Source organism: Micromonospora sp. NPDC048999 (assembly GCF_040649295.1).
In the GTDB taxonomy this organism is placed as follows: domain Bacteria; phylum Actinomycetota; class Actinomycetes; order Mycobacteriales; family Micromonosporaceae; genus Micromonospora.
Genome location: NZ_JBEZFI010000018.1, coordinates 113371 through 125518, shown reverse-complemented (window position 1 = coordinate 125518; position 12148 = coordinate 113371). Strand labels below are relative to the sequence as shown.

Genomic DNA, 12148 nt, shown 5'->3' with positions numbered 1-12148 from the left:
ACCGCCGCCACCAGCACAAAACCGAAAGGTGGCACGAAGAAAACGAAGACTTCGAATAACCCGAGGCCACGCCGAACCGGTTAAAGATCAAGCTACGGGCTGTTCGCCAAGGCGGGCATCTGGTATCTCGTCGCCGACTGTGCCCGAGTGCCACGGATGTACCGACTCGAACGGATCACGACGTGGAAAGAAGTCGACCGGCCACGACGGATCCGCGAGAACCAGACCCTGGCCACCGTCGCTGCTGCGCTCATTGATCAGTGGGAACACAACCACGCGGTAGAGGTCAGCGCCACCATCGACCAGACCCAGATCGAGCGAGCGCAACGGATTTTCGGCCTACGACTCGTCCGGGACAACCATGAAGAATCCGCCACCGGCCACAAGGTGACAATTCGCTTCATGCATCTTGAGGACGTACGAGCATTGCTGCCGTTCGGGAGCGCCATCACAGTGCACGGCCCCACCGAAGCCAGGGCTCACCTCCGCGCCCTCGCCACCGACCTTGCCCGCCACTATGCGCCGTCACCAACGTCCTGACCAGCAATACCTGGTTGTCCGCGAGGATGCACACCCTGGCGTCAAGATCAACTCACTCTCATGCCGCGATACGGGCGGCGGATCGGGCGCCAAGACATTCACCCTCAGTTATTGCGATCTTGGCTCGACTCGGACAACGAGCGTCGTTGAAGTTGATGGCCCGATCGACGGCAGGGTGGCGGACCTCTGGCACCAATCGTTGGGCGTCGTTATGGACCTGTGCACGTCTGGGCGTACCCGGTTGCGCACGTTGGCCCGTACGCCGACACCCGCCTGCTCATCGCATCGGTTGCTGGGTCTGCGGATGCGGCAACCATGCGCTGTCTGCGCTGGCGCTGCTGCATGCTGGCGAGGCCAACGCCGCCGCGTACTCGCGCCGTGATCGGTGACGGCTCAGCTATTGTCGCCCCGGCGTGTCGGCCTGCTCGGCTGTCACCGATCGAGGGGCGGGGGTGTGCTCAGTCGGCTTGGGCGGCCAACTCGCGGGCGCGGTCGCGGGCGGCTTCCAGGGCCGCGAGCATGGCCGCGCGTACGCCGTGGTTTTCCAGCTCGCGGATGGCGGAGATGGTGGTGCCGGCCGGCGAGGTGACCGCCTCGCGCAGCTTGACCGGGTGTTCGCCGGAGTCGCGGAGCATGACCGCCGAGCCGATGGCGGTCTGCACGATCAGCTCGTGCGCGACCTGCCGGGGCAGGCCGAGCAGGATGCCGGCGTCGATCATGGCCTCGACGAGCAGGTAGAAGTAGGCGGGGCCGGAGCCGGAGAGGGCGGTCACCGCGTCCTGCTGAGACTCGGGGACCCGGACGGTGGCGCCGAGCGGCTTGAACATCTCCTCGGCGAGGGCCAGGTGCGCGCCGGTGGCGTACGCGCCGGCCGAGATCGCGGTCATCGCCTGGTCGACCAGGGCCGGGGTGTTGGTCATCACCCGGACCACCGGGACGCCCTCGGGCAGCCGCCGGCTGAAGAAGGTGGTGGGCAGGCCGGCGCAGAGCGAGATGACCAGCTTGTCGGCCGGCACCTTGGGGCCGATCTCGTCCAGCAGCGCACCCGCGTCCTGCGGCTTGACCGAGACGGCGAGCACCGCCGCCTCGTCGACCGCGGTGAGGTTGTCGACCACCCGCACGCCGTAGCGGGTGGCCAGTTCCTCCGCGCGGGCGCGTCGCCGCGCGGTGGCGAGCAGCCGCTCCACCGGCCAGCCGGAGCGCAGCAGCCCGGAGAGCATAAGCTCGCCGATCTTGCCAGCGCCGATCACCGCGACCGTGTGCACCTCGGGTGCCATGACGCCGTACCCCTCTCGCAGGCGACGGGGCGCGGCGGACCCTCGCGGGCCCGCCGCGCCACCGGCGGTCGGTCAGCTACCGAAGAAGACCTCGGCCTCGGCGTACCGCTCCAGCGGCACGGTCTTCAGCTCCCGGGTGGCCTCCGCGAGAGGGACCCGGACGATGTCGGTGCTCTTCATCGCGACCATCTTGCCCCAGTCGCCCTCGTTCGCCGCGTCGATGGCGTGCAGGCCGAGGCGGGTGGCGAGCACCCGGTCGAAGGCGCTGGGGGTGCCACCGCGCTGGATGTGGCCGAGCACCACGGTGCGGGCCTCCTTGCCGGTCCTGGCCTCCAGCTGCTCGGCGAGCCACTGGCCGATGCCGCCGAGGCGGACGTGGCCGAACGAGTCGAGCTCCTTGTTGTGCAGCACCATCTGGCCCTCGAGCGGGTGGGCGCCCTCGGCGACCACGACGATCGGGGCGTACTGGTGCTGGAAGCGCTTCTCGACGTAACCGGCGACCTGCTCGACGTCGAACTGCCGCTCGGGCAGCAGGATCACGTTGGCGCCGCCGGCGAGGCCGGCGTGCAGGGCGATCCAGCCGGCGTGCCGGCCCATCACCTCGACCACCAGGGTGCGGTGGTGGCTCTCGGCGGTGGTGTGCAGCCGGTCGATCGCCTCCATGGCGATGTTGACGGCGGTGTCGAACCCGAACGTGTAGTCGGTGGCGCCCAGGTCGTTGTCGATGGTCTTCGGCACGCCGATGACCTTGACGTCCAGCTCGTGCAGCTTGGTGGCGACGCCGAGGGTGTCCTCGCCGCCGATGGCGATCAGCGCGTCCACGCCCTGGGCGGCGAGGTTCTCCTTGATCCGCTCGACGCCATTTTCGATCTTGAAGGGGTTGGTCCGCGACGAACCGAGGATGGTGCCGCCGCGCGGCAGGATGCCGCGGACCTCCGCGATGCCCAGCGGCCGGGACAGGCCCTCCAGCGGGCCCTTCCAGCCGTCCTGGAAGCCCACGAACTCGTGACCGTAGGTGGCGACGCCCTTGCGGACCACCGCCCGAATCACCGCGTTGAGACCAGGACAGTCGCCACCGCCGGTGAGCACGCCGATACGCATGATCTGCTCAATCCTCCTGGAGCATCAGGTCAAGCCCGGATAAGCCCCAGGATATGCGTCAAATCAGACCATCGGCGCCGTTGCCGGCCCGGGGCGGGCCGTCTGTGCGCACTGTAGCCCGCGCGGGTGTACGACGGCACCGCACCCCAGGTTACCTGCCAGTAGGTTGGCCGGTCATCGCCCGCCAACGGGCCAGGTTGTGCCGGGCGTCAACCAGGGCGTCGTGCCGCTCCGCTTCGGCGTCGGGCAGCCTCGGCCGGCCCCGGTCGTCCCAGAGCTGGCGCAGCTCCTTGGTGAACCGCGGGATCTCCCGGGGCAGCGCCGGCATCGACCCCCACAGCTGGGCCAGCACCACGTGGTCGTACGCCGCGTACCAGGCCCACAGCTCGATCTGCTCGCCCGGCCGGTCGCGGACGGGCTCCAGCAGGAACTCGTAGAGGTCGTCGCGGATACGCTCCCGGGACCGCCAGGCACGGTCGGCCGGGGAGGGCAGCCGGTCCAGCACATTGCGGCGCACCCACGGGATGGCCCGGGAGTCGTCGAACTCGGTGGAGACCGCGTAGAACTCGCGGCCGTGCTCGTCGACGACGCCGATCGACACCAGGTCGACGATCCGGCCGTCCTCGATGAACTCGCAGTCGTAGAAGTAGCGGTAGACCATCCCCGCCATCTTCGCCCACCCGCGCCGGCCGCCGCTCACCGGGGCGTCCGTCGAGGTCGACGGGGTTGCCGGCGGCGCAGCTCGGAACGGTCACGGAAGTGTCTCCAGGGGTGTACACCATGCGACCGGAGCGTCATGATCTGATGTGTACCGCTACCGGATCCCGAACCGGTTCAGATGCCTCGGCCGGGAAGTCAGCTTCACCCGGTGAGCGAGTTGTGGTCCTTGACCGGGGAGGGGTTGGGCCGTGGAGGTTCGCCTGCCGGAGCCGGGTGACGCGCTCACGGGCGTGGAGATGTTCGCCGGGCTCGAGCCGGAGGTACGACAGCGGGTCATCGCCGCGGCGGTGCCGCGTACGTACCGCAAGGGTCAGCTGCTCTTCGTCGAGAACGACCCGGGCGACTCCCTCATCGTGCTGCGCCGTGGCGCGATCGCGGTGTTCCGCACCGCCCCGACCGGCGAACGCGCCGTGCTGTCGGTGATCCGACCGCCGGACGTGCTGGGTGAGGTCTCCCTGCTGGACGCCTCGACCCGGTCCGCCTCGGCAGAGGCCATCGAGGACTGCGCGGCCCTGGCCCTGTCCCGCCCGGCGTTCATGGAGCTGGTGCACTCCAACCCGCGCATTCTCGACGCGGTGATGCGTGCGCTCGGCGGGCTGATCCGTCGGCTCACCGAGCAGAACGCCGACCACGTCTTCCTCGACCTGCCGGGCCGGGTGGCCAAGACGCTGGTCCGGCTGGCCGGCGAGAGCCAGGCCCCGATGATCACGATTGAGCTCAACCAGAGCCAGCTCGCCGAGATGGCCGGCGGCTCCCGGCAGAGCGTCAACCAGGCGATCGGCTCGTTCGCCAGCCGGGGGTGGCTGCGTACCGAGGGCCGCCGGATCGTGGTGACCGACGTGGCCGCGCTGCGCCGCCGCGCCGGCATGAACGACCGCTGAACGCACAACACGGCCGTGCCGGCGTGGACGACCGCTGAACGCACGACGCGGCCGTGGCGTTCAGACGCCACGGCCGCGGATCGCGCGCTATCGGCGCGGTCTCAGACGTTGCCGCCGCTGGTCGGCCCCGCCCAGTTGGCGCCGCCACTGGTCGGGCCGGCCCACTTGCCGCCCTCCTTGCCGCCGGACCCCTCGCTGACGATGCCCTCGGCCTGAAGCGCGGCGAGGGTGGCCGCATCCACGTCGACGGACTCCCCCGCCGAGTGCGCGACCCCGTTGGCGTCGGTCCAGTCGCTCTCCAGCTTCACGTACACCATGGCGTGTCTCCCTTGATCGCGGTCGTCCGGTACGAGAATCTAGCCCGCGATCCCTCCGACCGACCGCCCGGACGAGTGTCCACAAGCCAACAGCCTGGTACCCGACAGTTCCGCCGACGGCGATACTCGCGGTGGACGCCGCGGCGGGCGGCGCCCGGCCGGAACCCGGCCGGAGGCTCCACCAGTGGAGGGTGTCATCTCCGCGCAGTGTGACCGTTGTGGACGTACCGCCGCAGAGGGCGACCGCTTCTGCGGCGGCTGTGGCGCGGAGTTGGGGGCGGTCTGTCCGCACTGCCTGCGCCCGCTCGCCACGGACGTGGCCTTCTGCACCTCGTGCGGCGCCCCCCGGTCCGGCGCCAGGCCGCCGGCCGCCACGCCGCAGGAGGACCGCCGCCGGGTCAGCGTCCTCTTCGTCGATCTGATCGACTTCACGCCGTACGTCGAGCGGGCCGACCCGGAGCAGGTCCGCAGCATGCAGACCGGCTTCTTCTCCGCCGCGAAACGGGTCGTCGGGCAGTACGGCGGGGTGGTCGAGAAATACATCGGCGACGCCGTGATGGCGCTGTTCGGGGCGCCGGTGGCCACCGAGACGGACGCGCTGCGCTGCGTACGGGCCGGGCTGGAGCTGCAGCGAGTGCTGACCCGATTCGCCCCGACCGGCCGCGACGAGCTGCGCTTCCGGGTCGGGGTGGCGACCGGCGAGGCGCTGGTGGACGTGGCCGCCGCCCGCGACGGCGGGCAGGCGATCGTTGCCGGCGACGTGGTCAACACCGCCTCCCGGATGCAGTCGGTGGCCCCGCCCGGCGGGGTGCTGGTCTGCGGCGCCACCCACGCGCTGACCAAGGACGCCATCCGCTACGAGGAGCAGCCGCCGGTCACCCTCCGCGGGCGGTCCACCCCCACCGAGGTCTGGCTGGCCCTGGCCCCGGTACGCCGGCAGCCGACCGACCGGGAGCCGGACACCACCCCGCTGATCGACCGCGAGCACGAGCTGGGCCTGCTGGTCAACGCCCTGCACCGGTCGCTGCGGGACCGGCTCCCGCAGGTCGTGACCGTCTTCGGTCGGGCCGGCATCGGCAAGAGCCGGCTGGTCCGGGAGCTCTACCGGCACGCCCTGCGGCTGGTCGACGAGCCGCTGACCTGGCGTATCGGGCGATGCCCGCCGTTCGGGGAAAATGTCACCTTCGCGGCGCTGGCCGACATCGTGAAGACCGAGGCCGGCATCCTCGACACCGATCCGGCGTCGACCGCGGCGCAGCGGCTCACCGCGGCGGTGACCGAACTGGTCGGCCCGGCCGAACGGGACCGGATCGTCGGGGCGCTGCGGCCGCTGGTCGGGCTGGCCGGTGCCGCGCTGCCCGCCGAGGAGGCCGAGTCGGCGTGGCGGCGGTTCCTGCTGGCGCTGGCCACCCGACGCCCCACCGTGCTGGTCTTCGAGGATCTGCACTGGGCCGACGAGGCGATGCTGCGCTTCGTCGAGCTGCTCGGCACGGCGGCCCGCGAGGTGCCGCTGCTGCTGCTCTGCACCGCCCGACCCGAGCTGGTCGACCGGGACCCGAGCTGGGCGGGGACCATCACCGGCTCGGTCACCATCACCCTGCCCCCGCTGCGGGACGCCGGCATCGCCTCCCTCTACGCGCACATGTTCGGGCAGGCCGCGTTCCCCGCCGAGATGCTCACCCCGCTGGTCGAGGTGGCCGGCGGCAATCCGCTCTACGCCCACGAGTACGTCCGGATGCTCATCGAGCAGGGCGCGCTGCGCCAGTCGGGGCGCGGCTGGTCGCTGGAGAAGCACCTCGACCTGCCCATGCCGGAGAGCGTGCACGCGGTGATCGCCAACCGGGTCGACCTGCTCGACGCCAAGGACCGGGCCGTGCTGCTGGCCGCCTCGGTGGTGGGCGTGCAGTTCTGGCCGGGCGCGGTGGCCGCCGCGCTGGGCCAGTCGGTCGAGTCGGTGGAGCGGGCCCTGCGTCGGCTGGAACAACGTGACTTCGTGCACGAGCAGGCGGCCTCCACCATGGCCGGGCAGCCGGAGCTGCGGTTCCGGCATGTGCTGGTCCGGGACGTCTGCTACCAGCGGCTGCCGCGCACCGAACGGGTGGCCCGGCACGAGCGGACGGCGGACTGGCTGGACGCGCTGTCGCAGAGCCGGGACACCGACCTGGCCGAGGTGCTCGCGCACCACCGGTGGGCGGCCCACGAGATCGCCCGCACGCTGGGGATGGACACCCACCGCTACGCCGGCCCGGCCCGCGCCGCGCTGCACCGGGCGGCCCGCCGGGCGTACGCCCTGCACGGGCTGGACGCCGCGGCCGCCCATGTCGCTCGGGCGCTGAGCCTGGCCGACGACAGCGACCCGGTGGGCCGGCTGCAGCTGGAGCTGCTCAGCACCGAGATCTCGTTCTACCGGGACGGCAACGCGTTCCTCTCCGGCGGCGGCCCCGAGCAGCTGCACACGCTCGCCGACCGGCTGCTCGCGCACCGCGACGAGGCCTGCGCCGCCCGCGCCTGGACCCTGCTGGGCCAGGCGGCGTGGCTGCGCGCCGACCGGGGCGCGGCGGTGGCCTGCCTGGGCCGGGCGGTGACGCTGTTCGAGCCGCTGCCGGACAGCGCCCAGAAGGCGGACGCGTACGCCGAGCTGGGCCGGCTGCACATGCTCAACTACGAGCGGGACGCGACGGTCGTCGCGGCGGAGACGGCGGCCGGGATCGGTGCCCGGCTCGGCCTCGCGGAGGTCAACGTCAACGCGCGGATCACCGCGGCCACCGCCCGATTCCAGGCCGGTGACCGGTCGGGCCTGGACGAGCTGCACGAGCTGGTCGAGTCGAGCCGAGCCCAGCAGCTGCTCGCGCTGCCCCGAGCGTTGCAGAACCTGGCGTACGCGGTGCGCGAGGAGGGCGACTGGCTGCGTTCGGACGCGCTGCTCTCCGCCACGCCGACGGCGACGGGCGGCGGGCAGACGCTGGCCACCAGCTACTCGGGCGAGGCGATGCGGGCGTACTTCGACGGGGACTTCGCCCGGTTGATCGCCGCCGCCGACGCGTTCGTGGACACCCCGACCGGCGGCTGGGACATGCAGGTCCGCGGGCTGCGCTCGTGCCTGCTGGTGCTGCGGGGGCGGCCGGTGCCGCTGGCGCCCCGGCCGGCCCCCGCCCAGCGGGACGACGCCGCCCCGGAGGTGCCACGGCACCGGGACGACGTGGCCGCCGCGCTGGACAGCGCCCGGCGCAGCGGCTTCCACCGGCCGCGCTGGACCATGCTCGGCATGGCCGCGCTCTGCCGGGCGGTGCAGGGGCGGGCGGACGAGGCGGCGGAGCTGGTCGACGAGCTGGCCGACTCGTGGTCGGCGGTGCCCGCGCTGGCCAGCGGCGAGTGGATCGCCGCCGCGGCGTACGCGGCCGCCCTGGCCAGCCGGGACGCGGCGGTACGGGTCCGGGCGATGCTGGACCGGCTCGGCCATCGGACGCCGTGGTCGGAGGCGGCGCTGCGGACGGTGACCGCGGCCCTCGCCGCGGCGGACGGCGACCACCGGCGGGCCGGTGAGCTGCACCTGGCGGGCGCGGAGATCTACGGCCGGATCCCGGACGTGACCGACCGGATGCTGGCCCTCGCCCTGGCCGTGGCCGAGCTGGACCGGGTCGGGGAGCGCGCGGCGCTCGCCGTGCCGCTGGCCGAGGTGCGCGCCTTCGCCGAGCGCAACGAGGCGCCGGGGCTGCTCGCGCTGGCCCGCCGGCCGGTGCCCGACACCGGTCCCGCCGTCGCCTGCTGACCGCCCGGCGCGGGGCTCGGGAGCGCCACCCGGGTGATGTGTCCCCTGGCACACCTCTAGCAAATACGGACATAGGATCCCTGTCCCGACCAGCGGCAGGGGTTCGACTTCGTACGCCGCGCCACAAGACACTCCCGGAAACGGCATCTGGCGTGTCACGATTCAGGGCACGGCGTACGGGGCGCCGGGTCGGAACGCACCGACGGGTGCGGCGAGGAGGGTGTCCGGTGTCAGCGGGTGGGGCCCGCCGAGGGCGGCGAGACAACGGGCTCGACGCGGCCGAGTACGCGGTCGCGGGCGACGTCGATCCGCGCGTCGGCGAACACCTGCTCGACGTGCTCGCCGCCGGCGGGATCGCGGCCTATCTGCAACCCTCGGCCGACCTGAACCCGGTCACCCGCACCACGACCGTTCCGTCCCGCCCGGTCGACCGGCTCTACGTCGACCGCTCCCACCTGACCACCGCCCGGGACTACCTCACCCAACTCACCGACGAGGGCGCCCGCGACTCGGCCCGGGAGGAGCCGGACGTCGACGCCGAGTGGGCGAAGATCGTGGCCGGCTTCCACACCGCGCCGGCCGCCGGCAGCCACCCGTGGCCGGCCGCCGAGGACGTCGACGACCCCGTCGACCCGTCCGGCCCGGGTCCGGGCGCCGCCGGCCGCACCGAGGAGAGCGGCGGCCCAACCGCCACCGACCTGCGACGCCTGCCGTACGCGGCGGACGTCTCCGGGGTCTCGGTGAGCCGTGGCCAGCCCGACGAGCCCTCGCTGCTGGACGGGCTGGACACCTTCGGCGCCAACCTGCCCGACGACGAGGAGCACTACACCCCGCCACCGCCGCCCCCGCTGCCGCGCTTCTCGAAGTACGCGGTGGTCGGCGTGCTCTGCATCGTGCTCGGGTTCGTGCTCTTCCTCTCCCCCACCCTGCTGCCGGTCACCGACCCGTCGGTGGTGACGCTGCTCGGCTTCACCGGCATCCTGGCCGGCTTCGTGATGCTGATCTGGCGGCTGCGCCCCGGCGACTCCGACGAGCACGACCCGGACGACGGCGCGGTCGTCTGACCCGACCGCCGGGGAGGCGGCCCACTCGCGGCGCTCGCGTAGCGGTGGTGTAACTTACGGTCGTTAGGAATACCGCTGTACGTCACTTCCCGCACCGGCTGTCCGGGTTGTCCGTCGCTCCGGTAGCCGGTCCTCTGCTGATCGGAATGCCCGAGATGCGACAGAGTCCCCTCGTGGTGGTGGCAAACCGCCTTCCCATCGACGACAGCATGGCGCCCGACGGTGCCTTCGAATGGCGCCGCAGCCCCGGCGGCCTGGTGAGCGCCCTGCACCCCCTGCTCCGGCACACCCCGGCCGCCTGGGTCGGCTGGGCCGGCGGCACCGGCCCCGCACCGGACCTGCCCGACGTGGACGGCGTCCGGATGCACAGTGTGCCGCTCACCGGCGACGACCTGCGCGACCACTACGAGGGCTTCGCCAACTCCACCCTCTGGCCGCTCTACCACGACTCCGTCGAGCAGCCCGAGCACCACCGCCGCTGGTGGGAGGCGTACCAGCGGGTCAACCAGCGGTTCGCCGAGGCCGCCGCGGCGGCGGCCGAGCCCGGCGGCCTGGTCTGGGTGCAGGACTACCACCTCCAGCTCGTTCCCGGGCTGCTCCGACAGCTCCGTCCCGACCTGCGGATCGGTTTCTTCCTGCACGTGCCGTTCCCGCCGCCGGAGCTGTTCATGCAGCTGCCCCGCCGGGCCGAACTGCTGGGCGGCATGCTCGGCGCCGACCTGATCGGGTTCCAGCGGGCCCAGGCCGCGCACAACTTCGCCCAGCTGGTGGCCAAGGTGCTCGGGGTGCCCGCCACCGACCGGTCGATCAGCGTCGGCGACCGGGTGGTCCGGATCGGCGCCTTCCCCATCGCCGTCGACACCGCCGAGGTGGCCGCGCTCGCCGCCGAGCCCGAGGTCGCCGAGCGTGCCAGCCGACTCCGCCGGGACCTCGGCGACCCCGACCGCGTCATCCTCAGCGTCGACCGGATGGACTACACCAAGGGCATCGAGCAGCGGCTCAAGGCCTACCGCGAGCTGCTGGCCAGTGGCGACGTCAAGGTCCACGACACCGTGCTGATCCAGGTCGCGGTACGCAGCCGGGACCGGGTCGCGCAGAACCAGATCCTGCGGGACCGGGTGGAACACCAGGTCGGCCGGATCAACGGCGAGTTCGGCCGGGTCGGCGAGCCGGCGATCCACTACCTCAGCCAGCCGGTCGACCGGACCGAGCTGGTCGCCCTCTACCGGATCGCCGACGTGATGGCGGTGACCCCGCTGCGGGACGGGATGAACCTGGTCGCCAAGGAGTACGTCGCCGCCCGGGTGGACGACACCGGGGCGCTGCTGCTCAGCGAGTTCGCCGGCGCCGCCGCCGAGCTGGAGCAGGCGTACCTGGTCAACCCGCACGACCTGGAGGGGCTCAAGCAGGGCCTGCTCGCGGCGCTGCGGGCCACGCCCGACGACGTCGCCACCCGGATGCGGGCGATGCGCGAGCACCTGCGCCACAACGACATACGCGCCTGGGCACGGTCCTACCTGAGCGCCCTGGACGTGGCTGGCTCGCTGCCGGGCCGGCTCACCACGACCGGCTGATCCCGCGCCCGGGGCTCACCCGGCGGCCGGCGCCGGGTCCTTCTCCAGCCAGTCGAGGATCGCGTCGATGGGCTCCCGCCAGCGGGCGTCGAGCATCAGGTCGTGCCCCATGCCGGGGAAGAGCAGCGGGGCGGAGGCGTACCGACGGGCCGCCCGGGTCAGCGCGGCCGGCGACACCACCCGGTCGTCCGGGCTGCCCAGCACCAGCACCGGCGGGCGACCCACCGGCGGCTCGGGCTGTCCGCCGGTGAGCAGCTGCCACTGCGCCCGTCGGCTCGCCCGGCCCAGCCGCGCGACATACCGGCGGGCCTCGCCGTCGGGCAGCTCGCGGCTGAACAGCTGCCGGCGGTGCAGCCGCAGGCGACCGCCGAAGACCGCCGGCAGCGTGCCGACCGGGTTGCGGCGCAACGCGGTGCCCACCGTCGCCCAGCCGCCGAGCACCGGCGCCACCAGCGCCGCCGCCCGGGCCGGATAGCGGGCCAGGGCGTGCGCCACCACCCGGGCACCGGCGCCGTGCCCCACCAGGACCGCCTGCCGGGGCAGGCCCGCGGCCGCCTGGACCACGTCATGGGTGTACGACCGCAGCGTCGCCTCCGGCGCCGGCGCGCTGCCGCCGTGCCCGCGCAGGCTCAGCGCGTACGCCGGGAAGCCGCGGGACGCGGCATGCCCGAGCCAGTGCTCGGCGAACGCCCACGCCCCGTGCCCGAACCCGGGCACGAAGAGCAGCGGCGGCTTCGCCGACTCCAGGTCGGGCGCCTCGGCCAGCACCTCGCGGCGGGCCGGGCGCTCCGGACGGGCCCACTCCTCCGCCCGGATGACCCGGATCCGCTCGGCGCTCACTGTTCTGGCCTTTCGTTCGCGACTGCGAGGCTCCGCTGCGCTGCACTCCTCGCGCTCACCATGCC

General features: G+C 72.9%; 10 protein-coding genes. 5 read left to right on the top strand and 5 right to left on the bottom strand.

All coding sequences use genetic code 11. The annotated features are described in order from the left end of the window. Positions 1 to 99 precede the first annotated feature (99 nt). Positions 100 to 540: a WYL domain-containing protein gene (locus tag AB0C02_RS20060; protein ID WP_357549873.1), complete on the top strand. Its 441-nt coding sequence runs from the start codon at positions 100 to 102 to the stop codon at positions 538 to 540. A gap of 458 nt (positions 541 to 998) precedes the next feature. On the opposite strand, the gene proC is transcribed toward AB0C02_RS20060, so the two are convergent. The 3 genes from proC to AB0C02_RS20045 form a co-directional block, all read right to left on the bottom strand. Next, positions 999 to 1817 carry a pyrroline-5-carboxylate reductase gene (proC, locus tag AB0C02_RS20055; protein ID WP_357549861.1) on the bottom strand — a complete coding sequence of 273 codons (819 nt, stop codon included), beginning with the start codon at positions 1815 to 1817 and terminating at the stop codon, positions 999 to 1001. Positions 1818 to 1889: 72 nt separating this feature from the next. Then, complete coding sequence (locus AB0C02_RS20050) at positions 1890 to 2918, bottom strand: 6-phosphofructokinase (protein WP_357549860.1); 1029 nt, start codon at positions 2916 to 2918, stop codon at positions 1890 to 1892. Between the two features lie 151 nt (positions 2919 to 3069). After that, complete coding sequence (locus AB0C02_RS20045; RefSeq protein ID WP_357549872.1) at positions 3070 to 3579, bottom strand: polyadenylate-specific 3'-exoribonuclease AS; 510 nt, start codon at positions 3577 to 3579, stop codon at positions 3070 to 3072. A 247-nt stretch (positions 3580 to 3826) separates the two neighbouring features. Between AB0C02_RS20045 and AB0C02_RS20040 the strand changes: the two genes are divergently transcribed. After that, positions 3827 to 4519, top strand: a complete 693-nt coding sequence (locus tag AB0C02_RS20040) for a Crp/Fnr family transcriptional regulator (RefSeq protein WP_357549859.1) — start codon at positions 3827 to 3829, stop codon at positions 4517 to 4519. Between the two features lie 101 nt (positions 4520 to 4620). Here AB0C02_RS20040 and AB0C02_RS20035 read toward each other — a convergent pair whose 3' ends face one another. Next, entirely contained in the window at positions 4621 to 4836 is a 216-nt protein-coding gene (locus AB0C02_RS20035) for a hypothetical protein (RefSeq protein ID WP_357549858.1), read from the bottom strand. A 184-nt stretch (positions 4837 to 5020) separates the two neighbouring features. Between AB0C02_RS20035 and AB0C02_RS20030 the strand changes: the two genes are divergently transcribed. The 3 genes from AB0C02_RS20030 to AB0C02_RS20020 all read left to right on the top strand — a co-directional run bounded on the left by AB0C02_RS20030 (position 5021) and on the right by AB0C02_RS20020 (position 11243). After that, positions 5021 to 8605 carry an adenylate/guanylate cyclase domain-containing protein gene (locus AB0C02_RS20030; RefSeq protein ID WP_357549857.1) on the top strand — a complete coding sequence of 1195 codons (3585 nt, stop codon included), beginning with the start codon at positions 5021 to 5023 and terminating at the stop codon, positions 8603 to 8605. Between the two features lie 227 nt (positions 8606 to 8832). Then, positions 8833 to 9669: a DUF308 domain-containing protein gene (locus AB0C02_RS20025; RefSeq protein ID WP_357549856.1), complete on the top strand. Its 837-nt coding sequence runs from the start codon at positions 8833 to 8835 to the stop codon at positions 9667 to 9669. 155 nt (positions 9670 to 9824) lie between these two features. Further along, positions 9825 to 11243: a trehalose-6-phosphate synthase gene (locus AB0C02_RS20020; RefSeq protein ID WP_357549855.1), complete on the top strand. Its 1419-nt coding sequence runs from the start codon at positions 9825 to 9827 to the stop codon at positions 11241 to 11243. Between the two features lie 15 nt (positions 11244 to 11258). Here AB0C02_RS20020 and AB0C02_RS20015 read toward each other — a convergent pair whose 3' ends face one another. Beyond that, entirely contained in the window at positions 11259 to 12083 is an 825-nt protein-coding gene (locus AB0C02_RS20015) for an alpha/beta fold hydrolase (RefSeq protein ID WP_357549854.1), read from the bottom strand. Positions 12084 to 12148 lie beyond the last annotated feature (65 nt).

Bases quoted from the DNA above. Each gene is read 5' to 3' on its own strand.
- proC (WP_357549861.1), bottom strand. From the start codon at position 1,817: ATGGCACCCGAGGTGCACACGGTCGCGGTGATCGGCGCTGGCAAGATC.
- AB0C02_RS20050 (WP_357549860.1), bottom strand. From the start codon at position 2,918: ATGCGTATCGGCGTGCTCACCGGCGGTGGCGACTGTCCTGGTCTCAAC.
- AB0C02_RS20045 (WP_357549872.1), bottom strand. From the start codon at position 3,579: ATGGTCTACCGCTACTTCTACGACTGCGAGTTCATCGAGGACGGCCGG.
- AB0C02_RS20035 (WP_357549858.1), bottom strand. From the start codon at position 4,836: ATGGTGTACGTGAAGCTGGAGAGCGACTGGACCGACGCCAACGGGGTC.
- AB0C02_RS20020 (WP_357549855.1), top strand. From the start codon at position 9,825: ATGCGACAGAGTCCCCTCGTGGTGGTGGCAAACCGCCTTCCCATCGAC.